The sequence below is a fragment of the Flavobacterium sp. OHVDL-2026-0007 genome (genome assembly GCF_059882335.1).
This window is the reverse complement of sequence record NZ_CM187612.1, coordinates 2804981-2831768: the sequence shown is the minus strand read 5'-3', so window position 1 is coordinate 2831768 and position 26788 is coordinate 2804981. Positions and strand designations below refer to the sequence as shown.

Below are 26788 nucleotides of genomic sequence, written 5' to 3'. Positions count from 1 at the left end.
CTATCGTTTGTGATTGCGAGTGCAAATATAAGCTAGTTTTTGAGTTCTGCAAAGAAAATACACTAAAAATTTAAAGTTTTTTTAATGTATTTTCTATATGATTGGGGTAGAATTGATTATGAGTTTGAATTTTGAGGTTATTTTCTATTTAGATAGCGATGGAATGTTTCTATAGACATAATCGGAGTGTTTTCCAGTGAATGATTTTTCTAATTCATCGAAAAAGGCATCCTGATCTTTTTCTTTTGGCCAAGTTGATTTAATAAGTTCCGTTATTTTTTCATTTGATTTCTCTAAATCGGATAAAGAATCATAGAAGAAGGCTTCCATGAAATCCGTACTGTTGGCTCCCCAAGAATGACGATAGGGGTAGTAGGCTTTTAGGTAGGGGTTATTAAAGGTAATCTTTTCATTAAATTCTTTTAGACCACTGCCTTTGCCTTGAGGATTCATCTGAGATTTACGGATGTAGACAATCATTGGTTTTTTAGTTTGGTCTTTGTATTCTTTTCTGCCAATTGAAGTGACGCTTTGGTAGATTTCGTCTGAATGAACGGGAGAGTAGTAACTGTCATATTTGTCGAAAAATGCTTTTCTATCTTTTTCATCGGGCCAAGCTTTTTTGATTAGTTCATTGCTTAGTTCACCTGCTTTCTCGATATCCTCCCAGCTTTTATAGACACTTACAAGAAGAATTTCAGTATTGTCGTCCGTGTAATAATGGGTCAGTAGTTCTGAGCCTATGATCAAATCATTTTTGCTGGTGACTTTGTCAAAATATTCTTGTTCGCCAGCTTTCCAGTCTTTTCCTTTAGAATCTAAATTCCAGTGAAATGTCGTTACTGTAATGAATACAGGTTTTTCTTTTTCTTGCGCGCAAATGATTGCGCTGCTGAGAATCATCAGTACGATGACTCCCATAGCGAGGGTGCTTCTGCTTTTCATGATGTAAATTTGTTTGGTTATTAAAAAAACTATACAAATTTAACATATTATAAACCAAGCTGTTATGTTTTTAAATATGAATTTTAAGCTGGATTTTATATGAAGTTTTAATTCTCTTTGTTTAAAGGCAATTCAGCCACTACAAACGTACTTCCGCCAACATATACGAAGTCTTTTTCTGTAGCATTTTTCTTGGCTTCAGTAAAGGCTTTGGCTACAGAATCATATGTAGTTCCTGTTAAATCGTATTTTTTGGCTGTATTTTTCAGTACTTCAGCATTTAGTCCTCTTGATGAATCAGGGCTGCAGAAATAATACTGTGCGTCTTTAGGGAAAAGAGGTAGGATGGAATCTAAGTCTTTGTCGTTAACAACTCCTAAAACGATATGTAAATGCGCAAAAGTTTCCTTTTGAATTTGTTTCATTACAATAGCCAATCCATGTTTATTATGTGCCGTGTCGCAAATGATTTTTGGGTTTTCTCCTAATTGTTGCCATCTACCTTGTAAACCGGTATTGGTTACCACTTTCAATAAACCTTTTTGTAGATTCTCGTTGGAAACATTAAATTCGTTTTGTGTATTCAAAACAGCAATAGTTTGCTGAACTGTTTTTTTGTTGTGAAACTGATAGTCTCCAATTAAATCGGAGGGGTAAACTTCTTGAATTAATTCCGAAGCAAAATAAATTGGGGCTGTTTGTTCTTCTGCTTTAGCTAAAAACACAGGCTGTGTTTCGGATGTATATTCTCCAATGACAACGGGTGTATTTGGTTTTATAATGCCGGCTTTTTCGCCAGCTATTTCTTTTGGTGTAGTTCCTAAAAATTGAGTGTGATCTAAATCGATGTTGGTGATCACTGAAACCAACGGTTTGATGATATTGGTGGCGTCTAAACGTCCGCCTAGACCAACTTCGATGATAGCGATATCTACTTTGTTTGAAGCAAAGTAGTCAAAAGCTAGTCCAACCGACATTTCGAAAAAACTCATGTCATTGGCTTCGAAAAAGCTTTTGTGCTTGGAAATGAATTCACAGACAAATGCTTCTGAAATTTCTTGACCATTGATTTTGATTCGTTCTCTAAAATCTTTTAAATGGGGTGAAGTATACAAGCCAACGGTGTATCCGGCTTCCTGTAAAACGGAAGCGAGCATATGCGATGTCGATCCTTTACCGTTGGTACCGGCAACATGAATGCATTTAAGCTCGTTCTCAGGATTACCAAGATGCGCGGCCAATAACTTAATATTGGTTAAATCTTCTTTATAGGCAGAAGCGCCTTGAAGTTGATACATCGGTAATTGGTTAAACATCCAATTTGTTGTTTCTTGATAGTTCATTTATTTTGGATAAAATAGTTGTCGATTGAAATAATTTTCATTTTTTTTAGTTTAATATTACAATGAAAATTATCTTTATTGCAAAATTGAAATATTTTTTAGAATTAATTATTAAAAACAAGAATTAAAATATGTTTAGCTTCATTCAATTACAAACTGATACCATTGCAAACGCCGCATCTAACGTAGTTATCGAAAAAATTGCTCCCAATACCGAAATCTCTGTTTTAGGATTTATCTTAAAAGGAGGTTTTTTCTTAATTCCAATTGCCATTTTATTATTCTATACCTTTTATGTAATCATAGAACGTTATTTATATATTAGCAAGGCTTCTCAAATCGATGCAAGATTAATGCAAGACGTAGGGGATAAGTTGAATTCAGGTAATATTGAATTGGCTAGAACTATAGTAGAAAGAAGTAATACTGCAGCGGGAAATATTTTAAAAGAAGGGGTTTTAGTAATTGGTAGGCCAATTACTGAAATAGAATCCAATATGGATCGTGCTGCTGATATTGAAATCGGAGAAATGGAAAGACGTCTAGGGCATCTTGGACTTATTGCGGGTATTGCACCAACATTAGGTTTTATTGGAACGATTTCAGGAGTAATTAAGATTTTTTATAGTATCTCTGTTACCGAGAATATTAGTATTGGTAATATCTCTGGAGGTTTATATGAAAAAATGATCAGTAGTGGTGCTGGACTTTTAGTAGGTATTATTGCCTATAGTGCTTACCACTTATTAAACGGAAAAATTGATGATTTTGCTTTGAAGATTCAGAAGCAAATCTTAGAATTTGTCAATATAATTCAAAGAGCATAGGGTATGTCTATTAAAAGAAAAAGAAGATTTCATGCTGAAGTAGCTACTTCATCGTTAAGTGATATTATGTTTTTCCTGCTGTTGTTTTTCTTAATCATTTCAACGCTTGCAAATCCTAATGTTATCAAAATGACTTTGCCCAAAGCAAAAGCAAATGAGAAAACCAATAAACAATTGATTAGTTTATCGGTTACAGAAGATAAGAAATTCTATATTGATAAACAGCCGGTTGATTTTGAGAATCTCGAAACCAGCTTGATGTCGAAAATAGGAACAGATAAAGACCAAACGGTTGTGGTTCGAATTCCATTTAATCTACAGGTTCAAGACCTAGTAGATGTATTGCAAATAGGAGTGAAGAATAATCTAAAGTTTGTGATCGCAACGAGTCCTAAGTAGTTTGTTTTCCTCCAACGGCAATTAGGGCCTTAGGATCAAGGAAGAGACTAGGAGGAACCCATACAGAGTGCTGTTAAAACGATGTAGTCTTACAGCGGTAATGCTCTGGGCAACCAACTATAAATAATAAAAAAGGCTTTCTGAAATTACGATTTCAGAAAGCCTTTTTACTTGGGTCTATATTTTTAATCTAAGCTAAAGTTGTAAATGATTTTTCCAACTTGTCTTGCTGGTGCATTGCTGTCTGCATCCCATTTGGTATTCATAGCAGCAATTTTAGCTTGATCGAGTAAACATCGTGCTGTGTTAGTTGTTCCTTTTATACCTGGTGTGGCACTAACGGTTTTTCCATTTTGATCCACGGTAACTTCTACTACCACTTTTCCGGCTTCATCACAAGTGTATTTAGGTGCAGGTTTAGATAATGCTTTTCTGTTTCCTAGTGAATAACCAGATCCACCACCAGTACCGCCTCCGCTTCCAGCGCCGTAACCGCTTCCAGTACCAATGCCATTTCCGGTACCATTTCCGCCACCTGTTCCTCCTCCAGATCCTCCACTGCCATAATAGCCATTAGAGCTTAAGCTACCGCTTGCTTTTCCTTTGTTTCCTGCTACTTTGTCGTCACCATCTCCACCTTTGTTAGATCCTTTTAAAATGCTTGATAAAGCATTATTGGTAGAATTCGAAACTTTTGGTTTTTCGGGTACAGGTTTGGCTTCTGGTTTGACAACAGGAGTATTTTTTTTAGGTTTTTCTTTTACAGGAATAACAACACTTTCATCAGTGGCGTTTTCTTGTGTAAGTATGGCTTCATCAGGAGTAGCTTTAGCGCGTACCGCTTTGGCCTCGTTTTTCACATGTAAAACTTCACTTTTATAGTTGGCTCCAGAGCCTAAATCACTGTCTCCAAAATTCACGGTTACACCACCACCGCCGCCACCTCCAGAGGCAAGAGCCACATTATTTTCTGGATTATAAGGAGGCCAAAAGCGTATGAAGAATAAAAGCAATAATAAAACAGCATAAAGTGCTGTAGAGATGAGAAGTGATTTCTTTTTATCTGAAGAATCGGTTGCCGTCATTTAGATTCTGAATTTTGTAATTGTATTTTATAAAAACGTTTAAAAGTAGTAAAAATTGTTTAGATGTGAAGGGCAGTTATGATTTTATACTGACTTGTGAAGAGGGTATTGATTCTCTAGAATAAGTGTTTTTTTGTTCTTTTAAAGAGCAAAGTAACTCAGTATGAGGTAAAAAAAAACGAGCCAATGATTAGTTGACTCGTTTAGAAGGAAGTATAAAAATAATTATACGAGCTGTTTCAGTGCAATTTCGAAAGCGGTTGCACTAATATTTGTTTTAGATGGACTTAAAGCATGTGCTTTTAGAATAGCATTTTTGATAATATCAGAGGTGTCTGTGAAAATGGCCTCATCTGTCATTTGTACTTTTTTCTCCATGAAATAAGCAAAAACTCTAGCCATTCCACAATTGGAAATAAAATCAGGAATCAAACTCACTTTGTGATCTACGGCTTCCATAATGGATCCGAAGAAAATTTCTTTATCAGCAAAAGGAACATTCGCACCACAAGAGATCACTTCTAATCCATTGGCAATTAAACTGTCAATTTGAGTTTGGGTAACCAATCTTGAAGCGGCACATGGAGTGAAAATCTCAGCACCAATAGCCCATATTTTGGAATTGATTTCTTCAAAAGGAATCATATTGTCGGCTACTAATTTGTTACCGTCTTTGTTTAAAAACAGGCTTCTGATCTCCTCAAAAGAAAAACCATCTTGTTTGATTAAACCACCATCTCGGTCAATGATTCCGATCACTTTGGCGCCCATTTCCGCTAAATAAAAAGCGGCAGCTGAACCCACATTTCCAAAGCCTTGTACGATCGCTTTTTTACCTTTTACATCGCCACCATAAGTAGCGTAAAAGTGACGGACTGCTTCGGCAACACCGAAACCAGTGATCATATCAGCAACAGTATATTTTCTGGTTACATCAGGTGAGAATTTTGGGTTCTCGATTACTTTGATAACCCCTTGACGCAATTGACCGATTCTGTTGATTTTATCCGCTTCAGTCGGTTTAAAATGCCCGTTAAAAACACCTTCTTGTGGATGCCAAACACCACATTCTTCCGTCATCGGTATTACTTCATGAATTTCATCCACATTTAAATCTCCTCCAGTTCCGTAGTAGCTTTTTAGTAAAGGAGAAACGGCTTTATACCAACGTTGTAAAACGCCTTTTTTACGAGGATCATTAGGGTCAAAGTTAATACCTGATTTTGCACCTCCAATGGCAGGTCCGGAAACTGAAAATTTAACTTCCATAGTTTTGGCTAAAGACAAAACTTCATTCATATCTAATCCTTTTCTCATTCTGGTTCCTCCACCAGCGGCTCCACCGCGAAGTGAATTAATCACGGTCCATCCTTCGGCTTCTGTTTCAGAATCTTTCCAGTTAAAAACAATTTCAGGTGCTTTATTTTCAAATTGCTGTAATAAATCTTTCATTTTGTTGAGATATGTTTGGTTTGTGTAAAAGTATGAAATAGAATAATGCGAATAATGTATTTTTAAGTCATTTTTTTTGAGTTATAAACAAAAAGCCGAAAACAGGCAGTTTTCGGCTTTAAATGATTTGAATTAGTAGGGTGTTATTTTCCTAATAAATATTTTTTTAAGGTTTCATCAACTGGTTTATCAGAAAGCCAGATTCCAAATAATGCTTTTTTGAAGTCAAAACCAGGAACTTTTCCTTTTAAAACTTCATTCTTGTATACGTTGATCGTTTGGTCAAGAGGGTTATATGCCAAAATAAAAACATCTTTTTCCGTTATAGCATCACTTAAAAAACTTTTGAATTGTTCGATTCTAGGTCTTAACTCTTCCAGGTTTTTTGCTGCAGATTTTTCAAAACCAGTATTCATGGCTTTAGTTAATTTGTTTGATGAAACCATAGAAGATGTAATCTCGATACGAATAGCCATTTCCGTATCACTATCAATGATAAAATTAGGGTCTTGGCTTAGTTGAGATAAATACAATGCTTGGACATATACTTCTAGAAACATTTTTGATCTTCCGCCAGCACCATTAAGTTGTAACGGTTTGCCTTGAATGTCTATTTTTCTAGGTACACTAACACCATTAACCTCTAATTGAGTTTGGGCAGAAATAGTAGAAGATGATAAGCTTAAAAGCAGTGTAAGTAATAGTAAAATCTTTTTCATAGGGTATCAAATTTATTTATTTTGGTCAAAAATAAAGCTAATTTCTCAAATTCATCACGTTATGAGGAATGTTTTTTTGCGCTTTATTTTGACTTTTTGTAGCATAGTGGTTTAGTAATCAAATTAGTAGGAGTTGTTTTATGTGGGTTTGTCTGATGTAGGTTTTATTCTGATCTTTTAGGGTTAGAAATTGTATGAATATTTTGTGGTTTTTAGGTTTTAATTCAGAATTATAATCTTAAATTTTAAAGAAAACATTGCAAGATTGATGTCTGTAGAGAAGAAATACAAGATTATTACGAAAACGTTATCGTAATTGTTGCTGATCTCTTAAAATGTTATGCATGCATTGTTAATTTGGTATATAAAAATTATCTTTGAATGCCTTTTTTTTAGTAGAAATAGCAATTAGTCAAAAAAAAATAAACCGTACTAAGCGAAATGTTTTTGAAATTTGGTTTAGTGAAAACAATAAAATAAAGAACTATGGATTTCAATCTTACCGAAGAACATTTAATGATTCAACAAGCCGCTAGAGATTTTGCTCAAAACGAATTGCTGCCAGGTGTTATTGAGCGTGACGAAAAACAAATTTTTCCGACAGAGCAAATTAAAAAAATGGGTCAATTAGGATTCATGGGAATGATGGTCGATCCTAAATATGGAGGAAGCGGTTTAGATGCGATATCGTATGTAATCGCCATGGAAGAGATATCAAAAGTGGATGCGTCCGCATCAGTGGTCATGTCGGTAAACAATTCTTTAGTTTGCTGGGGATTACAAGAATTTGGTAGTGAAGAGCAAAAGCAAAAATACTTACCTGGTTTGGCCTCTGGTGAAATTCACGGTGCTTTTTGTTTAAGTGAACCAGAAGCAGGGAGCGATGCGACTTCTCAAAAAACCACTGCAATAGATATGGGGGATCATTATTTGGTTAATGGTACCAAAAACTGGATTACCAATGGAAATACAGCATCTGTTTATTTAGTGATTGCACAAACACATCCGGAGCTAAAACATAAAGGGATCAATGCTTTGATCATGACCAAAGATATGCCTGGTTTTTCTATAGGACCAAAAGAGCAAAAAATGGGTATTCGTGGTTCTGATACACATTCTCTAATGTTTAGTGATGTTAAAGTACCTAAGGAAAACAGAATTGGAGAAGATGGTTTCGGATTCAAATTTGCCATGAAAACACTAGCAGGAGGGCGTATTGGTATTGCTTCTCAAGCCTTGGGAATTGCCTCAGGTGCCTACGAGTTGGCTTTGAAATATTCCAGAGAACGCAAAGCGTTTGGAACTGAAATTTGTAATCATCAGGCCATTGCTTTTAAATTAGCTGATATGGCTGTGAATATAGAAGCAGCACGTCATTTGTGTATGAAGGCTGCTTGGGATAAGGATCAACATAAAAATTATGATATTAGTGGTGCGATGGCTAAATTATTTGCTTCGCAAGTAGCCATGGATACTGCTGTGGAAGCCGTTCAAATTCACGGTGGAAATGGGTATGTAAAGGAATATCATGTAGAGCGTTTTATGCGTGATGCGAAAATTACACAGATTTATGAAGGGACATCAGAAATTCAGAAGATTGTCATCTCGAGATCTGTTATTGCAGGATAAATAAATTTGATTTTAGGAGTAAACCCTTTCAGCTTTTTTGGCTTCGAAAGGGTTTTTTTGTGATTTTTTTTTTACTTTTCAGTAGTTTGTTCTTTTAAACCAATAACTTAGCTATTCACTTACTTAACTCAGTATCACCTTATGAAAAAACTGTACTATTTTATTCTTCCACTTGCCTTATTGGGTTGTAAATCTAATCCTTCATCAGCAGATGGAAAAGCCTCAAAAGTAACTTCAGAGTCTTTGAAAATTACGTACAAAGTAGAGCAGGGACAAGTTGCTGATTTTTTAAAGTATCTTTCTTCGGATGAGTTAGAAGGACGTGAAACCGGGACTAGGGGTATCGAAAAAGCCGCTGTATTTTTAGAGGATTTCTTTAAGGAAAATAACATCAAGCCTTATTTTAAAACCTACCGTGATACACTGACTAATTTTAAAGTACCCGCTTATAATATAGTAGGAGTACTAGAAGGAAGTGATCCTGTTCTTAAAAAAGAGTTTGTGGTCTTAAGTGCGCATTATGATCATATCGGTGTAGAGAAAAAGAAACAGGCTGATGTAATTAATAATGGAGCTAACGATGATGCATCTGGGGTAACTGCTGTTGCGCAAATGGCAAAATATTTTAGTGAAACAAAAGCAAATAAGAGAAGTATTCTTTTTGTGTTTTTTGCTGGTGAAGAGAAGGGGTTATTAGGATCTAAAAGTTTAGTTCAAAAATTAAAAAAGCAAGACTTTAATCTGTATACCCAATTGAACATAGAGATGATTGGTGTGCCGATGAAGAGAGATTATTTGGCCTATGTTACGGGTTTTGATAAATCAAACATGGCAGCGAAAATTAATGAATATACCGGAAGGAAAACAATTGGGTTTTTGCCAAAGGAAGCCGAGTATGAGTTGTTTTACCGATCCGATAACTATTCGTTTTATGACGTTTTTAAAAAACCGTGTCAATCGATCAGTACTTTTGATTTTGAAAATTTTGAATACTATCACCATGTTTCAGATGAGTTTAAAGTGATGGATATTGGACATATGACTTCTTTTATACAGGAATTATTGCCAGCGGTAACCCGAATCGCTATTTCACCTACGCAAGAAATTACCATGAACAAATAGGAGTTGTTTTTATTGGATTTGCTTATTTTTGCCTCATGAAAAATATTATTGTTACCGGAACCAGTAGAGGAATTGGCTACGAGCTGGCTTTACAGTTTGCCAATGCAGGCCATCAAGTGTTGGCTATTTCTAGAAAAATACCGCAAACGCTTTTAGCGCATCAAAATATTACATGCCTTTCTGTTGATTTGGCCAACGAAGCAGCTTTGCAAGAAGTCAATAGCTTTCTGTCTTCAACATGGAAAAAAGTGGATGCCGTTGTACATAATGCGGGAGCCTTGTTATTAAAACCTTTTGCTGAAACCACTCAAGAAGATTTTGAAAGCATTTATAAAGTAAATGTTTTTGGCGTAGCAAATCTTACTAGAATTTGTTTGCCCTATCTTCAAAAAGGAAGTCATGTAGTGACGATCAGTTCAATTGGTGGCGTAAGAGGAAGTTTAAAATTTGCAGGTTTAGCGGCCTATAGTTCAAGTAAAGGTGCTGTTATTACCTTGAGTGAATTATTAGCGGAAGAATATAAAGAGCAAGGGATTTCGTTTAATGTTTTGGCTTTAGGTTCTGTTCAGACCGAAATGTTGAATGAAGCTTTTCCAGGATATCAAGCACCTATTTCGGCAGAAGGAATGGCCACTTATATTTATGATTTTACCCTTAACGGAAATAAATATTTTAACGGGAAGGTTTTAGAGGTTTCGTCAACAAACCCCTAAAACCTGCCATCAATCATGGAGGTGTGACCTTGTGCAGACCCTTTGATTGCTTTTTTGATTCAAAATTTAATTCATAACTCTAATTGCCTTGATTGACACTTTAGCAAGATACATACCCGAGAATGCTGTAAAACCAGTTTTTGATTTGATTGTGGCCAATGAGGTTCATCTTAAAATCGTCAATGAGCGTCAAACACGTCATGGTGATTATCGTAGAGGTCCTAGTGGTAAACATGAAATTACGGTTAATGCAAGTCTAAATAAATATCGTTTCTTGATGACGCTAATTCATGAGATTTCTCATTTGGTGGCGTTTGAAAAGTACGGTCGCAATATAAAACCTCATGGAAATGAATGGAAGCATACCTTTCAGCGGATGATGATTCCTTTCATTCGTCCAGAGATTTTCCCTGGTCAGTTATTGCCCTTGCTAGCGAGGCATTTTAAGAACCCTTCAGCCAGTAGTGATACGGATACTACTCTTTCCTTGGCTTTGAAGCAATACGATCAGGACAATGACAAAAACTATGTTTTTGAGATCCCTTATGGTAGTGTATTTAGAATTCAAAATGGCAAAGTATTTAAGAAGTTGGCTGTACGAACCAAACGCTTCGAATGTATCGAACTCAGTTCGGGTAAAACCTATCTTTTTAATCCCAATGCCGAGGTCGAATTGATGATGTCAAGTTAAATTAAAAATAAAAGCAATAAAAAAGTCCAAATTCCAGTTTTAAAATGGGATTTGGACTTTTTTATAAGTTCTTAAAAACTTAACCTTTTAAATAAGCTTCTCTAACCTTTTTAAACAAATTAGAAGAGTAAACAAATTTTACGATAGCTTCATTGTCTGTTTTGAAAATTTCTTCTTTGGTTCCTTGCCAAGCTTTTATTCCCTTTTTTAAGAATAAAATGTTCTCGCCAATTTCCATCACCGAGTTCATATCGTGCGTATTGATTACGGTAGTAATATTATATTCTTCTGTGATTTCTTTAATCAAATTATCAATCAAAGTAGACGTATTAGGATCTAAACCTGAATTGGGCTCATCACAAAACAAGTATTTTGGATTGTTCACAATAGCACGAGCAATGGCCACACGCTTTTGCATACCTCCAGAAATTTCAGAAGGTAATTTTTTGTGCGCATCCACTAGGTTCACTCTTTCTAGAACAAAATCAACGCGTTCTTTAATTTTAGCCCTGTTGTCGTTGGTGAACATTTTTAATGGGAAAGCTACATTTTCTTCCACAGTCATGGAGTCAAATAAAGCACTTCCTTGAAAAACCATACCAATTTCGGTTCTAAGTTCTCTTTTCTCATCTGGATTTAGTTCCGAATAAACACGACCATCAAACTCAATGGTACCTACCTCTGGGGTATGGATACCAAGTAAAGATTTTAATAATACCGTTTTTCCAGATCCACTTTGTCCAATGATAAGGTTTGTTTTTCCAGTTTCAAAAACTGTCGAAACTCCTTTTAGGACTTTGCTATCACCAAATGATTTTTCTACGTTTTTTACTTCTATCATGACCCTAGTAACAATTGTGTTAATATATAATTAAAAAGAATGATGGAAACTGATGTCCAAACAAACGATACCGTACTGGCTTTTCCTACTTCTAAAGCACCACCTTTCATATAATAACCGTGAAACGATGGTATCGTTGCCAATAACATAGCAAAGATTAAGGTCTTAATAAAAGCGTAGGTAATATGGAATGGAATAAATTCCATTTGTGCTCCTGCTATAAAGTCGGTACTGGTAGTAAAACCTCCGTAAACGCCAGCTAGCCATCCTCCAAAGATCCCTAGAAACATACTGATTCCGATAACAAACGGATACAATAGTAAGGCAATGATTTTAGGAAAAACTAAATAGTTAAGCGAGTTTACACCCATCACTTCTAGCGCATCAATTTGTTCGGTAACACGCATGGTTCCAATACTAGAGGTAATGAATGATCCCATTTTACCAGCCATAATAACGGAGATAAAGGTTGGGGCAAATTCTAGAATAACGGATTGACGCGTGGCAAAACCAATTAAATATTTTGGAATTAAAGGATTGGTTAAGTTTAAGGCCGTTTGAATGGCTACAACTCCTCCAACGAAGAAAGAAATAAAGCAAACGATGCCAAGAGAGTCGATAATTAAATCGTCGATTTCTTTAAAAATTAATTTTTTCATCACAGACCATTTGGTCTGTTTGTTGAAAATTTCTTTCAGCATTAAAAAATATCTTCCTATTTGAGATAAATAACGAATGAGCATCATAGTTTTACAAATATTGGCTAAGGTAAAAAGAACTTATGAGTTTTGGGTTATGAGTGAAGTAATTTCGATTGATTTCTAAATCAAATTAACTTTTGTTTCATTTTTTGAAAACGATAATTTCTAATAAATTTAGCTTGTTCAGGGGTAACTAATAAAGGGGTTTTGGCTTTTTTGGCTTTCCAAAAGCCTCTGATATAATCAAAAAAGAGCAATGGTTTTTTCTTCATCATCGCCAGTTTTGCCGAAGCGATGGCGGTAATGCAGAAACCATATCCTAAGGTATAAAAAGCTTCGCCTTGTTTATAACGAGCTGTTTTGTTGTAATTAGCGCCAGTAGGCTTAAGGTGTTTTACGTGTAAAGAAGCATCTGTGACGATTTTCCAATCGTAATATTTACAAAGCAATTCGTCAACCGTGTCCCAACCCATGGCTGGTTTTAAACCTCCAATTTGTTGGAAGCATTCTTTGCGGTAGGCTTTGAGTGCACCTCGTATATGATCTTTATCGGTCAGGTTTTCTAAAATCCACTCACCGTTTTTTTCAATATAACAAAATCCACCTACCATTCCGATTTTAGGATCGGATTGAAAATGTTTGATGATCGTTTCAAAGTAGTTGGTTGGAAAAATTAAATCCCCATCTATTTTTACAATGATATCGTACTGAACATCTAATGTTTCAAAACCTTTCTGGAAAGCTTGGATTACTTTGCTTCCTGGCATATGAATCGCATCTGAAGTTTTATTTACTACAGAAATAAAGGGGTTTTCTTTGGCAAAACCTAAGACAATTTCTTCTGTTTTGTCCGTTGAATTGTCATTTACAACCACCACTTTTGTAGGTAAAACAGTTTGCGAGATCAAAGAATTTAAAGTTAAACCAATAAGTTCTTGCTCGTTATGGGCGGGAATAACAATGTAGTATTTCATAGTGGATAAATAAAATTCCAATTTTTTATAAGGACCGAATTCCAATTTAAAGCGAGTTCAAATTGGAATTCGGTATTTGAGTGCTGTGCTTTATTTAAGCTCTTTCAGCATAAACGATATAGTATCTGTTGGTGAAGCTACGCAATAAAGGTCTTAAACCGAATTTCTTTACTGGATTAGTCCATTTTTGTCTGTCGATGATTTTCCAGCCTGTTTTTTCCAAAAGCCAATCTAGTTGCCAATCTTCAAATTCGTGGTAATGTCTGTCCCACATATCTGTTTTACTGCGATACGCTGGAGAAAACCACAGACGCATTGGAATAGAAATAAGAAGTTTGTCGGATTTGATTTCGTTTAAGATTGTAAATGGATTTAATAAATGCTCAAATATCTCGAAAGCAGTGACTACATCTTGGTTGTCATTTTTTAATACATTTTGATCTAAATCTAAATCTTCGCCAGTGGTGTTTTTTACTGAATAACCAGCTTCTTTCATGATTTTAGAAAACGGATTTTCCACTCCTAAATCCAAAATAGATTCTGATGTCTTGATGTGTTTTTGTAAAAATTCTAGCGTAAGCTTAAATCTTTTATTTGGAAACGTTTTTTCGTACATAGTTATTGAAAGGAACAAGGCAAGCCCTCGTTCTTGATTTTATAATTAGGTCGCAAATATACAAAGATATCTTCTTTTCTGCGTTTTTTAATTTAGGGGAAAACAGCGGAGTTGAGATGGACAAAAGAAGCCGTGAAAAACTAAAAAAGTCACAAAGTAGGCGCTAGCTTTCTTTGTGACTTTATGCGTTGGTATGAATTTCATCCAGTACAAATAAAAATCTTGGGGGAGATTTTTAATATCGATATACGAAGGCATTGACATTCATTCCTGCTCCAACTGAAGCAAAAATCACAACGTCGCCTTTGTTGATTTCGTGGTTTTCTATCTTTCCTTGAATTAAAAGATCATATAAAGTAGGGACAGTGGCTACACTACTGTTTCCTAAATCGTGTATGCTCATTGGCATGATGTCTTTTGGAGGTGTTTTGTCGTATAGTTTATAAAAACGGGCAATGATCGCTTCATCCATTTTTTCATTGGCTTGGTGGATCAATATTTTCTTCACCTGATCAATTTCAATTCCACTTTTGTCCAAACAGCTTTTCATTGCACAAGGCACTTGACTCAAAGCAAATTCGTAAATTTTACGACCGTACATTTTGATGTACTTGATATCGGGATCCAAGTCTGGATTGTATGATTTTCCGAAGTATAAGTAGTTGGCTTCATCATTGGCAAAAGTGGCACTTTCATAAGATAATAATCCAGCGTCATCAGTGGAAGCTTCTAAAATAGATGCGCCAGCACCATCTGAATAAATCATCGAATCGCGGTCATGATCGTCTACAACTCTCGATAGGGTTTCAGCTCCGATCACCAAAACACGTTGGGCCATACCAGATTTGATAAAGGCATTGGCTTGTAAAACACCTTCGATCCAACCAGGACAACCAAAAAGAATGTCATAAGCCACACATTTTGGATTGTTGATTTGTAATTTGTTTTTTACGCGGGTAGCTAAACTAGGTAAGATATCGGATTGATTGGTACCAGCTTTCACATCGCCAAAATTGTGTGCGAATATGATATAATCTAAAGTTTCACGATCGATACCAGCATTGGCAATTGCTTTTTCAGCAGCAAAATAAGCCAAATCCGACGAGGTGTGATGATTTTCAGCATAACGACGATTTTCGATTCCGGTAATGCCTTTGAATTTTTTAATTACAACTTCATTTGGATAAGCAAAAGGAGTTCCATCCTCATTTAAAAAAACGTGTTTGTCAAAGTCAGTATTGCTTATTTCTTTATTAGGAATGTAGCTTCCTATGCCAATTATCTTTATTTTCATTATTCCTTATTATCCGATAAATTTATTGCTAAAATAGAAATAAATTCATGATAACTCTCATAAAAATTACTATGCATGCATATAATTATGAAATAATGTTTTTTTTGGGATAAAACAGGTTGTTTTTTGATAAATTCTTAACCTAATAACGAATTCAAACGTTTTAGTTGAAAACCGAATCAAATTTTTTTATAAAAAATTTGAGTATAAATCAAAAAATACCCCGATTCCAAAGCTTTTGGATCGGGGTATTAAGGGAAAGAAAACCTTATTTATTAGTTTTCCATATAGGCTTCAATAGGAGCACAGCTACAAATTAAATTTCTATCTCCAAAGGCATCATCTGCTCTTCGAACAGAAGGCCAGAATTTGTTTTCAGCGATATATTCTAAAGGGAATGCAGCTTGTTCTCTAGTGTAAGGGAAATCCCAAGTCTCAGTAGTTAGCATGGCTAAAGTATGAGGAGAATTTTTCAATACATTGTTACTGTCTTCGATCGTAGCTGCTTCGATTTCTTTTCTGATGGAAATCATAGCCTCACAAAAACGGTCTAATTCTTCTAAGTTTTCACTCTCTGTTGGTTCGATCATTAACGTTCCAGCAACTGGGAAAGATACTGTTGGTGCGTGGAAACCGTAATCCATTAGACGTTTTGCGATATCAGTTACTTCGATTCCTTTTTGTTTAAAAGGACGACATTCCAAGATCATTTCGTGCGCTGCACGACCCATTTCTCCAGAATATAAAGTATCGTAATGTCCGTTTAATTTTTCTTTGATGTAGTTCGCATTTAAAATAGCATGCTCAGTAGCGCTTTTTAAACCTTCGGCACCTAACATAGAGATGTATCCGTAAGAAATCAAACAAACTAGAGCAGATCCCCAAGGAGCAGCTGAAATAGCCGTAATAGCGGTTTCTCCTCCTGTTGGAATTACTGGATTTCCAGGTAAGAAAGGAACCAATTGTGGTGCTACACAAATAGGACCAACACCAGGACCTCCACCACCGTGAGGAATTGCGAATGTTTTATGTAAGTTTAAGTGACAAACGTCAGCTCCAATAGTAGCTGGATTTGTTAATCCAACTTGAGCGTTCATGTTGGCACCATCCATATATACTTGTCCACCGTTTTCGTGGATCAATTGTGTGATTTCTTTAATAGCACTTTCATAAACTCCGTGAGTAGATGGGTAAGTTACCATTAAGCAAGAAAGGTTGTCTTTATGAAGAATCGCTTTTTCACGTAAATCATCCACATCGATATTTCCGTTCTCTAATGTTTTCGTTACAATAACTTTCATTCCAGCCATTGCAGCAGAAGCAGGATTGGTTCCGTGAGCAGATGAAGGAATTAAAGCAATGTTTCTGTGATCGTCTCCACGAGATTGGTGGTACGCACGGATAACCATAAGTCCTGCGTATTCTCCTTGTGCACCAGAGTTTGGTTGCAAAGTAGTTCCAGCAAAACCAGTAATTACATTTAATTGCTCTTCTAGTTTTTTCAACATTTCTTGGTATCCTTGTGCTTGATCTAGTGGAGCAAAAGGGTGAATGTTATTCCAGTTTGGGTTACTCAATGGAAGCATTTCTGACGCAGCGTTCAATTTCATAGTACAAGAACCTAATGAGATCATCGAGTGGTTCAAGGCTAAATCTTTACGCTCTAACATTTTGATGTAACGCATCAAAGCTGTTTCTGAGTGGTATTTGTTGAAAACATCATGCTCTAAGAAAGCAGAAGTTCTGTTTAAAGTTTCTGGGAAATGATTTGTTTCTGTTAATTCAGAAACAGTAGTTGCTTGTACTGAAAGTGCTTCAGCAAATATACCGATGATGTCATTCACGTCAGAAACACTAGTAGTTTCGTTTAATGAGATTGAAATCGTATTCTCGTCTACATAATAGAAGTTTACTTCGTTGGCTTCAGCAACAGCTTTTACTTTTTGAGCATCTGCTTTTACTAAGATAGTATCAAAGAAAGCCGAGTTGATTTGTTGTACACCTAATTTTTGCAATTCATTTGCTAAAGTGGCAGCAGCAGCATGTACTTTATTAGCGATGTATTGTAAACCTTTTGGTCCGTGATAAACAGCATACATTCCAGCCATTACTGACAATAATACTTGAGCAGTACAGATGTTTGAAGTCGCTTTATCACGTTTGATATGTTGTTCACGAGTTTGTAAAGCCATACGTAAAGCACGGTTTCCGTTCGTGTCAATAGTAACACCAATGATACGTCCTGGCATGCTTCGCTTGTAATCTTCTTTAGTGGCAAAGTAAGCAGCGTGCGGTCCACCGTATCCTAGAGGAATTCCGAAACGTTGTGTAGTTCCAACCACTACAGCAGCACCCATTTCTCCTGGAGGCGTTAATTTAGTCAAACTTAAAATATCAGCAGCAACCGCTACTTTAATTTCATTTGCAGCTGCTTTTTCAATAAAAGCAGTATAGTCATTCACTTGTCCGTATTTCCCAGGGTATTGTAAAATAGCTCCGAAGAATTCAGTAGAGAAATCAAATGTTTCGTGGTTTCCAATTACTAGTTCAACGCCAATTGGAGTTGCACGAGTTTGTAACACAGAAAGGGTTTGTGGTAAAATTTCTTCAGAAACGAAGAATTTGTTTACGTTGTTTTTCTTTTGGTCACGAGAACGTACGTCTAATAACAAAGCCATCGCTTCAGCAGCAGCAGTTGCTTCATCTAATAATGATGCATTGGCGATTTCCATTCCAGTTAATTCAATAACGGTAGTTTGGAAATTCAAAATCGCTTCTAAACGACCTTGTGCAATTTCAGCTTGGTATGGTGTGTAAGCAGTGTACCATCCTGGGTTCTCGAAAACATTTCTTTGAATAACAGCAGGAACAATGGCTTGATTGTAACCTAAACCGATATACGTTTTGAAAATTTTATTTTTATTTCCCAATTGCATAATATGGTTAGCAAACTCATATTCTGTCATTGCTGGATCTAAGTTTAAATCTGCTTTTAAACGAATGTCATCCGGAAGGGTTTCGTAAACAAGTTGTTCGATCGATTCAACTCCAATGGTTTGTAACATGTGTTGAAGATCTGTTTCTCTTGGGCCAATGTGTCTTAAAGCAAAAGCATCTGTTCTCATTTGTAGCTATCTATTTTTTAAAAGTCAATGTGATTTACCTTGTATATTTCCTAATTTAATAGAATGTTTTACAGCGGTTAATACATTTTATAGTAAATGTGTTGTTTTTTTGTGGCGCAAAATTAAGTATTATTAATAATTTAATAGGTATTTTTAACTTCAATTTTTGTGAAATTTATAACTAAAGAGTTGATTTGTTAATAATTGATTAGAACAAAAAAAATGAAACTAGTAAAACGACTATTCGATTTTTACCTCAATAGCAGTATTCATGTGGCTTTATCTTGTTATGCACTGGTAAGAATTACGTTTCATGTGTTTGATATAGAGTATGATGAGCCTATGGCCTTGTTTGTTTTTTTTGGAACAATTGTGGGGTATAATTTTGTTAAATACGATGCATTGGTCCGCGTAAATAGAAAGCCGGTGGGAAATCAGTTGAAAATTATTGCTGTTTTAAGTTTTATTTCGGTGATTTTGGTGGGCTATTATTTTTTTCAATTAAAACGAATTACCCAAATTGTTTCTTTCTGCATTTTTGCCATAACAGCACTCTATACACTGCCCTTTTTTCCCAATAGGAAAAATGCGCGAAACTGGGCTGGAGTCAAAATCTATATTGTAGCGCTTTGTTGGGTAGGAGCGACATTGGTTTTACCTGTAATTAATGCTGAGATTGCCTTTACAGGTGATTTTTTTATACGATGTATTCAGCGTTTTGTTTTGGTTTTTGTATTGATTCTGGTTTTCGAGATTATTGATTTGGCCAATGACGATCCACATTTAAAAACGGTTCCACAAACCATTGGAGTCAAACGAACTAAAATTTTAGGATTGTCCCTTTTGGTTCCTTTTTGGATTGTGGGAATATTGTCGTTCAGCTTTCATGATCTCGTGATCAATCTTATTATGGTGGTGATGTTGATGTTGTTCATCTTATTTGCCAACAGTACTCGGTCTAAGTATTACACTGCTTTCTGGGTGGAAAGTGTGCCCATCTTTTGGTGGTTGATGGTCATGTTTACGTAGTGACTGTTCTCCGCTATTTCTTTTAAGACCTTGTTTCTTTCTAAAAGGAACTGGGTAAGATGTTTTTTCAAAAATAAAACATCGAATACTTTTCCGAAAATTCCATAGGGAGTTTCATATTGCAAATGATCTTTCATGAGTATCAAACCATTTTCTTCTTCAAAGAAATGTTCGTGTTTGAAGCTTTTGAATTTTCCTTCTTCCATTTCGTCTACAAAATAATCGTAAAGGTTCATGGCAGTCATTCTACTTTTATGTGTGAGGTAGAATCCAAAATGTTTGCCTCTCCAGGTTACCGTTTCATTAAAGTTAATTAATCCAGAGGTCACACCGGCAATGGCTACTTCACTTGTTTTGCTGGCTGACTGCTGATGGATGCTTATATCTCTTGAAACATCAAAAACAATTTGTTTAGTTGCTTTTATTGTAGTGGTAAGATCAATAATGGTCATAGAGGTGGAGTGTTAAGTATTAGGGCCAGAATAGTACAAGTAATAAAGCCGAAAGGTGAATTTCGGCTTTGCATTATTATCGTTTATCGTCTTTAGTGTAATTGGAAAATCCATTAATGTCAATTGGATTACCTAAAAAATGAGGTTCTCTATTTCTTAAAACATCCCAAAAGGATTTGAAAATAGAGAGGTACTCTCTAAAGTTGACATATTTGTAACCTAGATAGGTACCTGAATTAGCAGAATACCCAACCGAGTGTACACCGAGCTTTTGTCCGATATAGATGGCTCTGTTCAAATGGTATTCTTGAGAAACTAAGGTGGCACTTTTTACTTTGAAAATAGACTTAGCTCTGAATAGGGTAGAGTAGGTGTCGAAACCAGCGTAATCAATGAAGATTTTAGTGGTGTCAACCCCATGTTTAAAGCAATACGTTTTCATTACAGTGAGTTCGTCATAGCCTTCTCTTCCGTTATCTCCAGAAAGTAAAATTTTATTGATGCGATTCGACTTGTACAATAGAATTCCAGCATCTAGTCGATCCTTCAAATATTTACTAGGTTGATCGCCATTGATACCGGCTCCAAAAATAATTCCGATATCATTTTTAGGTAACTGTTCAAGCGTGTAATGAATGTCCTTCTTAGTGCTTGACTTTACATATAGATTTACCGATACAAGTGTTATTAGCCCAAGAAGGGAAAATATAAGGATTATTTTAAAATATTTTTTCAAGGTGGATTTTGTATTAATCTTTAATGTCTCTTGCGTTAATCGTCTGGATTCTTCCATCTTTATAAACTACGAGTTTTCCATTGATCTTCTTTTTGTCCTCTATCATTTTTTTTGAAGCAACTTTAAGACCTTCAATGATTTTATTTAGCAATTCTTTAATTTCATCTTTTGTCATACTGTATGGTGTTTAGTTTGTCAAAAAAGATCGAAGGTTTAAAGCAATCCCGCTCTTTTTAACAAGGCTTCTGGTTTTGGTTCTTGACCTCTAAAGCGTTTGTATAAAATCATTGGATGTTCTGTTCCTCCTTTTGAAAGTACATTTTCTTTGAATTTTGTTGCTATTTCATGATTGAAAATTCCGTTTTCATGAAAGTATTCAAAAGCATCGGCATCTAGAACTTCAGCCCATTTGTAACTGTAGTATCCTGAAGAATATCCTCCTTGAAAAATATGAGAGAATGCGGTGCTCATGGCATTTTCTTTTACCTCTGGAAACAATTGTGTGTTGGCAAATTGCTCCGTTTCGAATGCTTTTAAATCGGTAATGTTTGTTGGGTCTTGTCCATGCCAAGCCATATCTAATAAACCAAAGCTCAATTGACGTAAAGTGGCCATTCCTTCTTGGAAACTAGCGCTCTCTTTGATTTTTTGGACGTACTCAATAGGAATGATTTCTCCAGTTTGGTAATGATTGGCAAACAAAGCCAAAGCTTCTGGTTCGTAACACCAGTTTTCCATTACCTGACTTGGTAGTTCTACGAAATCCCAGTATACTGATGTCCCAGATAAACTTGGGTAAGTAGTATCGGCTAACATGCCGTGTAATCCATGTCCAAATTCATGAAACAAAGTGGTTACTTCATTAAAGGTTAATAAAGATGGTTTGGTTTCTGTTGGTTTGGTGAAATTACATACGTTGGAGATATGTGGTCTTTCGTTAACGCCGTCTTTTCTGTATTGTGATTTGAATGAAGTCATCCAGGCGCCATTGCGTTTTCCTTTTCTTGGGAAAAAGTCGGCATAGAAAATAGAAACTAATTGGTTGTTGGCATCGGTTACTTCGTAAGTGATAACTTCTTCATGGTATTTATCAATGTCAAAAACCTCTGTGAAGTTTAAGTCGAATAATTTTTTAGCAACGGTAAAAGCTCCCTCTAAAACTTTTTCTAGCTGAAAATAAGGTTTTAGTTTTTCATCATCTAAATTGAAGAGTTGTTGTTTTAACTTTTCAGAATAATATGCGCCGTCCCATTTCTCTAATTGTTCGATTCCGTCTAACTCTTTTGCAAAAGCAGTCAATTCAGTAAATTCTTTTTGAGCCGCAGGTTTGGCTTTGGCTAACAAATCGTTTAAGAAAGAGAAAACTTTTTCTGGACTTTGGGCCATTCTTTCTTCTAGAACAAAATGTGCATGTGTTGAATAGCCTAATAAGTTGGCTCTTTCAAAACGCAATTTGGCAATTTTTAAAACATTGTCTTGATTGTCAAATTCGTTATTCTGAAATGATCGAGCGCCAAAAGCAATGGCCATTTTTTTACGCAATTCACGATTGTCTGCATAAGTCAAAAAAGGCACATAACTTGGATGGTCTAAAGTAAAGATCCAGCCTTCTTTTTCTTGACTCTTAGCCAATGATCTTGCCGCTTCAATGGTACCTTCTGGTAATCCCGCTAAATCTTTTTCATCGGTAAGGTGTAATTCGAAAGCATTGGTTTCAGCCAAAACATTTTCGCCAAATTGTAAACTTAGTTTGGATAATTCTTTGTCGATCTCACGTAATTGATCTTTTTTATCGTCCGCTAAATTAGCGCCGTTTCTGGAGAAGCTTTTGTATTTTTTATCTAAAAGTGTCGTTTGCTCTGGTGTTAGATTCAGGCTCTCTTTTTGATTGTAAACCGCTTTTATTTTGGCAAATAATGGGGCGTTTAAAGTAATGTCATTTCCGAACTCAGCCAGTAATGGAGAAACTTCCTGTGCGATTTTTTGCATTTCGTCACTAGTCTCCGCAGAATTCAAATTGAAAAAAATACTAGAGAGGCGATCTAAAACATCACCTGAGAAATCCATTGCCACAACTGTGTTTTCAAAAGTAGGAGCTGCTGTATTGTCTACAATGGCATCGATTTCAGTCTTAGCCATAGCAATTCCTTCTTGAAAAGCAGGAAGGTATTCTTCAATTTTAATTTGTGAAAAAGGAGCTGTATTGTGTTTGGTATTGAAATGTTGTGTTAAGATGCTCATAGTGGAATGGTTGTGTTATGAAAGTATTTACAAAAAAAAAGACGGAGACTCACAAAAAAATGGGAGAAGCCGTCTGTTTCTTTTATAAATCTCCCTGAGGAATTTTTACTTATTTAAACCTTCAGCTGCTTTATTAACAGCTACTTTCAATTCTTCTTTGTAGGCAATAATGGTGTCCAGAACTTTTTTATCGTGACTTCCGATGATTTGTGCTGCCAAAATCCCTGCATTTTTTGCTCCATTTAAAGCTACAGTGGCTACAGGAACTCCTCCTGGCATTTGTAGAATCGATAAAACGGAATCCCATCCATCGATAGAATTACTTGATTTTACAGGAACCCCAATTACAGGAAGTGGTGACATGGAAGCGACCATACCAGGTAAATGTGCTGCTCCTCCAGCTCCAGCAATAACTACCGAGATGCCACGAGTGTGTGCGTTTTTACTAAAGTCGAATAATTTCTCTGGTGTTCGGTGTGCAGAAACAATATCTACTTCAACTTCAATGTTGAATTGTTTTAATATGTCGATGGCATCTTGCATGACTGGCATGTCAGAGATACTTCCCATTATGATGGCTACTTTGCTCATAGTTTTTTTATTTGTTTGGTTTCAAGTTTGAAGTTGGAATGCCAACTAAAAAAGGAAACTATATACTAATTACTTTAATTGTGTTCTTAACATCCTCTGCTATTCGTCTGGCTTGGTTCATGTCTTCATTGACGATGGTAACATGTCCCATTTTTCTAAAAGGACGAGTTTGTTTTTTACCGTAGATATGTGGTGTAACACCATCCCATCCTAAGATAGTTTCGATGTTTTGGTAAACCACATCTCCAGAAAAACCTTCGGCACCTACTAGGTTCACCATAACTCCGGCTACTTTACTATCGGTGTTTCCTAAAGGAAGATCTAGTATAGCGCGTAAATGATTCTCAAATTGTGAGGTGTAACTCGCTTCTATAGAATAATGTCCTGAATTGTGTGGACGAGGCGCTACTTCATTAACTAAGATGTCATCCTCTTGGGTTTGGAACATCTCCACTGCTAAAAGACCTACATGATTGAATTTCTCCGAAACATTCAAGGCAATAGCTCTCGCTTTTTCAGCCACCTTTTCATCGATACGGGCAGGACAAATTACGTATTCCACTTGGTTGGCTTCTGGATGAAACTCCATTTCAACAACCGGGTATGTTTTTATTTCTCCAGATGGATTGCGACAAACAATTACAGCAAGTTCGTTTTTAAAGGGAACCATAGTTTCTGCAATACATTCTACTTGGGGCAATTGATCCAAATCAGAAAGCTGACGAATCACTTTTACACCATTGCCATCGTATCCAAATTCGGTGCATTTCCATACAAACGGAAGTGTAATGGAATTGCTTTCGACTGCTGTTTTTAATGCAGCAGGATTATCAAATCTAGAATAAGCCGCTGTTGGGATATTTTCTGCAGTATAAAAATCTTTTTGAGTTCCTTTATTCTGAATTCCTCTTAAGGTTTTCGGTGAAGGATATACTTTGATGTCTTCACTTTCTAGTTTTTCTAGTGCCTCTAGGTTAACCAATTCGATTTCGAAAGTTAAAACATCTACTTGCTTTCCGAAATTATAAACCGTTTCAAAGTCCATTAAGTCACCTTGAAAGAATTTATTACAGGCAAATTTACTAGGTGCCTCGTCGCTTGGATCTAAAACATAGGTTTGTATATCAAATTTGCGTGTGTCAAACAAAAGCATTTTACCTAATTGTCCGCCACCTAATATTCCTAGTTTGAAATCAGAAGAAAAATAATTCATTGTTGTGTGTTTGTGATGCGCAAAGATACTTGATAATGATTGAATAGGGAAATCCTATTTTATTTTCTTGAGAATTTCTCTGGCGACCGCTTTGTAAGCGGCCGAATGCCCTGCGTAATCTTTGTTTAAAATGTTTTGCAATTCGGGATGGATCCAGGAGTAATGGTTTCCCAGTAGGTATAAAGTTCGTATAGAATACGCTTTTGTGGCTACTTTGATGTCATTGATGAGCCAGTCAAAAGAAGTGTCGATGCAATCTTGTAAATGGTTTTCAGCAAGAGAAATGCCCGTAGGGGTTTTGCTATAGTGTGCTTTTACCAAGAGCTGCATTACTTTGGCTATTGGACGTATAGCGCTATCGTCCAGTAAGACTTTCAGATTAGAACAAAAGAAATCAAGATGAGGTTGTAACCAAATGAGTTCTTCATAAGCGACGAATTCAAGAACCCAACAGGCCTTATGATGGTTTTTATCCTCGGGGGAAAAACAAATCAAAACCAATTCATTAAATACGGACTGATTGTCTAGTACATATTGTGCTATCTGAAGACGGTGCTCTCTGTAGGCTTGTACGTAATCGAGTTTGGCTTGTAAGGGGGAAGGCATTTTCTTGAGTTTAAGAGAGGACTAAAATAACTAATTTTGTAGACAATTTTAAAATAATGCCTTTCAAGTATAGGGTGTACGATCTTAATGGCTAAAGTGATGGGATTGGGTTTTAAGGAGTAGTAGTGACTTTCCAGATGGTATTTCCGCTGTCGTCATTGACCAGAAGGGATCCGTCTGGCATCACCGTTACGGCAACGGGTCTTCCATACACTTCTGCTTTATCTTCATTAGCGACAAAACCAGTTAAGAAGTCTTGCGGTTTGCCAGAGGGTTTTCCATTAGCAAAAGGAATAAATACGACCTTGTAGCCTGATATTTTGGCACGATTCCACGAGCCGTGTTGACCGATGAAAATACCATTTTTGTATTTGGCAGGAAAGAGGTCTTTGTTGTAAAAGGCTAAACCTAATGAAGCAGTGTGCGCTCCAAGGGGAACATCGGGGATGATCGCTTTTTTAGCAAGATCTTTTCGTGCACCTTTCATTCTCGGATCTAGTATAGCGCCGAAGTAAGAATAAGGCCAGCCATAAAAACCGTTTCGTTTTACACTTGTGGTATAGTCGGGAACTAAATCGTCACCTAGTTCATCGCGTTCATTGATCGCTGCCCAAAGTTCATGGGTTATAGGGTTCCAATCCATACCAACGGGGTTCCGGAGTCCGTCTGCGTAAATTTTTTCAGCTGTTCCATCGGGGTTAATCTCTAAAATAGCAGCGCGGCGCACTTCTTTATCCATTCCGTTTTCTCCAACATTGCTACCCGAACCAACGGAAATGTAAATTTTTGTACCCTGTGGATTGGCAACTATGTTTCTTGTCCAGTGATTGTTGTAGCCTCCAGCAGGAAGTTCTAGAATTTTGCTGCCTTGGGTTTCTAGTTTCAGAGGATTGTTTTTATACGGGTATCGGTATAAACCATCAGTGTTAGCAATATAGAAAAAGTCATTAAGGATTAGCATTCCAAAAGGCCTGTTTAAGCCTTTGATGAATACTTCGCGAGTTTCGTATTGACCGTCTTTGTCCTGATCACGCAATACAATGATTTGGTTTTTACTGGTTCTAGTGCCGCTCTCTACAATAAAAATATCATGATTGGGTCCGATATAGGTCCATCTCGGATTTTCAAAGCCATCTGCAAATTTGGTAACGGTAAAACCCTGAGGAGCTTTTGGGGTTTTACCCTCTGGCCAGTGAAGCACTTTACTGCTGTTTGATTTGGATTCAGTAGCGTATGGAGGCGGTAAGGTAATAGGACCAATCGCGGTTTTTACCGTCGTTCCAGCTCGTTTTGCCAAAGCTTCTTTCTCTTCTTGTTTCACCTGCCCGATACAACTGCTGAGGGATAAGAATAGGAATAATGAAAATAAAAGGGCTGTCGTTTTCATAAGGTTTGGTGTTAAAAGATTAACAAACAATTAATTACTGAAATATAAAGTATTTTT

Annotated in this window: 26 protein-coding genes; 7 read left to right on the top strand and 19 right to left on the bottom strand. The window is 36.2% G+C overall.

Annotation, left to right across the window (positions count from 1 at the left end; translation table 11 throughout):
• Positions 1-144: 144 nt before the first annotated feature.
• Positions 145-945, bottom strand: coding sequence for a hypothetical protein (locus tag AC51AA_RS11405; RefSeq protein WP_500702366.1), 801 nt, complete (start codon positions 943-945; stop codon positions 145-147).
• Between the two features lie 107 nt (positions 946-1052).
• The gene (locus AC51AA_RS11400; RefSeq protein WP_500702365.1) at positions 1053-2288 is read right to left on the bottom strand and encodes a bifunctional folylpolyglutamate synthase/dihydrofolate synthase; all 1236 of its coding nucleotides are present in this window, start codon (positions 2286-2288) and stop codon (positions 1053-1055) included.
• A 131-nt stretch (positions 2289-2419) separates the two neighbouring features.
• Between AC51AA_RS11400 and AC51AA_RS11395 the strand changes: the two genes are divergently transcribed.
• Both AC51AA_RS11395 and AC51AA_RS11390 read left to right on the top strand, forming a co-directional pair.
• Positions 2420-3115, top strand: a complete 696-nt coding sequence (locus AC51AA_RS11395; RefSeq protein WP_500702364.1) for a MotA/TolQ/ExbB proton channel family protein — start codon at positions 2420-2422, stop codon at positions 3113-3115.
• 3 nt (positions 3116-3118) lie between these two features.
• Complete coding sequence (locus tag AC51AA_RS11390) at positions 3119-3514, top strand: ExbD/TolR family protein (protein WP_500702363.1); 396 nt, start codon at positions 3119-3121, stop codon at positions 3512-3514.
• 185 nt (positions 3515-3699) lie between these two features.
• On the opposite strand, the gene AC51AA_RS11385 is transcribed toward AC51AA_RS11390, so the two are convergent.
• The 3 genes from AC51AA_RS11385 to AC51AA_RS11375 form a co-directional block, all read right to left on the bottom strand.
• The gene (locus AC51AA_RS11385) at positions 3700-4599 is read right to left on the bottom strand and encodes an energy transducer TonB (protein WP_500702362.1); all 900 of its coding nucleotides are present in this window, start codon (positions 4597-4599) and stop codon (positions 3700-3702) included.
• A 225-nt stretch (positions 4600-4824) separates the two neighbouring features.
• Positions 4825-6051 (bottom strand): Glu/Leu/Phe/Val dehydrogenase dimerization domain-containing protein, encoded by a 1227-nt coding sequence (locus tag AC51AA_RS11380; protein ID WP_500702361.1) that lies wholly within the window; start codon positions 6049-6051, stop codon positions 4825-4827.
• Between the two features lie 143 nt (positions 6052-6194).
• Positions 6195-6770, bottom strand: a complete 576-nt coding sequence (locus AC51AA_RS11375) for a chalcone isomerase family protein (RefSeq protein ID WP_500702360.1) — start codon at positions 6768-6770, stop codon at positions 6195-6197.
• A 486-nt stretch (positions 6771-7256) separates the two neighbouring features.
• On the opposite strand from AC51AA_RS11375, the gene AC51AA_RS11370 reads away from it, so the two are divergent.
• From AC51AA_RS11370 to AC51AA_RS11355, 4 genes are all read left to right on the top strand, one after another.
• Positions 7257-8399, top strand: a complete 1143-nt coding sequence (locus tag AC51AA_RS11370) for an acyl-CoA dehydrogenase (RefSeq protein ID WP_500702359.1) — start codon at positions 7257-7259, stop codon at positions 8397-8399.
• A gap of 141 nt (positions 8400-8540) precedes the next feature.
• Positions 8541-9521, top strand: a complete 981-nt coding sequence (locus AC51AA_RS11365; RefSeq protein ID WP_500702358.1) for a M20/M25/M40 family metallo-hydrolase — start codon at positions 8541-8543, stop codon at positions 9519-9521.
• Positions 9522-9556: 35 nt separating this feature from the next.
• Positions 9557-10234 carry an SDR family NAD(P)-dependent oxidoreductase gene (locus AC51AA_RS11360; protein ID WP_500702357.1) on the top strand — a complete coding sequence of 226 codons (678 nt, stop codon included), beginning with the start codon at positions 9557-9559 and terminating at the stop codon, positions 10232-10234.
• Between the two features lie 88 nt (positions 10235-10322).
• Positions 10323-10925: a SprT-like domain-containing protein gene (locus tag AC51AA_RS11355; protein WP_500702356.1), complete on the top strand. Its 603-nt coding sequence runs from the start codon at positions 10323-10325 to the stop codon at positions 10923-10925.
• A 79-nt stretch (positions 10926-11004) separates the two neighbouring features.
• Here the strand turns inward: AC51AA_RS11355 and AC51AA_RS11350 are convergent, their stop codons facing one another.
• The 6 genes from AC51AA_RS11350 to gcvP all read right to left on the bottom strand — a co-directional run bounded on the left by AC51AA_RS11350 (position 11005) and on the right by gcvP (position 18476).
• A complete protein-coding gene (locus AC51AA_RS11350) occupies positions 11005-11766 on the bottom strand; it encodes an ABC transporter ATP-binding protein (RefSeq protein WP_500702355.1) in 762 nt (253 codons plus the stop codon).
• Positions 11763-12512 carry an MlaE family ABC transporter permease gene (locus AC51AA_RS11345; RefSeq protein ID WP_500702354.1) on the bottom strand — a complete coding sequence of 250 codons (750 nt, stop codon included), beginning with the start codon at positions 12510-12512 and terminating at the stop codon, positions 11763-11765. Before AC51AA_RS11345 ends, AC51AA_RS11350 begins: the two co-directional genes overlap by 4 nt.
• Positions 12513-12592: 80 nt before the next feature.
• A complete protein-coding gene (locus AC51AA_RS11340) occupies positions 12593-13441 on the bottom strand; it encodes a glycosyltransferase family 2 protein (RefSeq protein ID WP_500702353.1) in 849 nt (282 codons plus the stop codon).
• Between the two features lie 94 nt (positions 13442-13535).
• Positions 13536-14057 carry a methyltransferase gene (locus tag AC51AA_RS11335; protein ID WP_500702352.1) on the bottom strand — a complete coding sequence of 174 codons (522 nt, stop codon included), beginning with the start codon at positions 14055-14057 and terminating at the stop codon, positions 13536-13538.
• 235 nt (positions 14058-14292) lie between these two features.
• Positions 14293-15351 (bottom strand): 3-oxoacyl-ACP synthase III family protein, encoded by a 1059-nt coding sequence (locus tag AC51AA_RS11330; RefSeq protein WP_500702351.1) that lies wholly within the window; start codon positions 15349-15351, stop codon positions 14293-14295.
• Between the two features lie 275 nt (positions 15352-15626).
• The gene (gene gcvP / locus AC51AA_RS11325) at positions 15627-18476 is read right to left on the bottom strand and encodes an aminomethyl-transferring glycine dehydrogenase (RefSeq protein ID WP_500702350.1); all 2850 of its coding nucleotides are present in this window, start codon (positions 18474-18476) and stop codon (positions 15627-15629) included.
• A 222-nt stretch (positions 18477-18698) separates the two neighbouring features.
• Here gcvP and AC51AA_RS11320 point away from each other — a divergent pair, with 222 nt between their 5' ends.
• A complete protein-coding gene (locus AC51AA_RS11320) occupies positions 18699-19505 on the top strand; it encodes a UbiA prenyltransferase family protein (RefSeq protein WP_500702349.1) in 807 nt (268 codons plus the stop codon).
• Here AC51AA_RS11320 and AC51AA_RS11315 read toward each other — a convergent pair.
• The 8 genes from AC51AA_RS11315 to AC51AA_RS11280 form a co-directional block, all read right to left on the bottom strand.
• Complete coding sequence (locus tag AC51AA_RS11315; RefSeq protein ID WP_500702348.1) at positions 19442-19957, bottom strand: SRPBCC family protein; 516 nt, start codon at positions 19955-19957, stop codon at positions 19442-19444. The genes AC51AA_RS11320 and AC51AA_RS11315 overlap by 64 nt on opposite strands.
• Before the next feature lie 76 nt (positions 19958-20033).
• Positions 20034-20693 carry a SanA/YdcF family protein gene (locus AC51AA_RS11310; protein WP_500702347.1) on the bottom strand — a complete coding sequence of 220 codons (660 nt, stop codon included), beginning with the start codon at positions 20691-20693 and terminating at the stop codon, positions 20034-20036.
• A 13-nt stretch (positions 20694-20706) separates the two neighbouring features.
• The gene (locus tag AC51AA_RS11305) at positions 20707-20868 is read right to left on the bottom strand and encodes a DUF8506 family protein (RefSeq protein WP_500702346.1); all 162 of its coding nucleotides are present in this window, start codon (positions 20866-20868) and stop codon (positions 20707-20709) included.
• A 38-nt stretch (positions 20869-20906) separates the two neighbouring features.
• The gene (locus AC51AA_RS11300; RefSeq protein ID WP_500702345.1) at positions 20907-22934 is read right to left on the bottom strand and encodes a M3 family metallopeptidase; all 2028 of its coding nucleotides are present in this window, start codon (positions 22932-22934) and stop codon (positions 20907-20909) included.
• 105 nt (positions 22935-23039) lie between these two features.
• Positions 23040-23525, bottom strand: a complete 486-nt coding sequence (gene purE / locus AC51AA_RS11295; protein ID WP_500702344.1) for a 5-(carboxyamino)imidazole ribonucleotide mutase — start codon at positions 23523-23525, stop codon at positions 23040-23042.
• Positions 23526-23583: 58 nt separating this feature from the next.
• The gene (locus tag AC51AA_RS11290) at positions 23584-24738 is read right to left on the bottom strand and encodes a 5-(carboxyamino)imidazole ribonucleotide synthase (protein ID WP_500702343.1); all 1155 of its coding nucleotides are present in this window, start codon (positions 24736-24738) and stop codon (positions 23584-23586) included.
• Positions 24739-24792: 54 nt separating this feature from the next.
• Entirely contained in the window at positions 24793-25344 is a 552-nt protein-coding gene (locus AC51AA_RS11285; RefSeq protein ID WP_500702342.1) for a HEAT-like fold family protein, read from the bottom strand.
• A gap of 112 nt (positions 25345-25456) precedes the next feature.
• The gene (locus AC51AA_RS11280) at positions 25457-26731 is read right to left on the bottom strand and encodes a PQQ-dependent sugar dehydrogenase (protein ID WP_500702341.1); all 1275 of its coding nucleotides are present in this window, start codon (positions 26729-26731) and stop codon (positions 25457-25459) included.
• Positions 26732-26788: the final 57 nt, after the last annotated feature.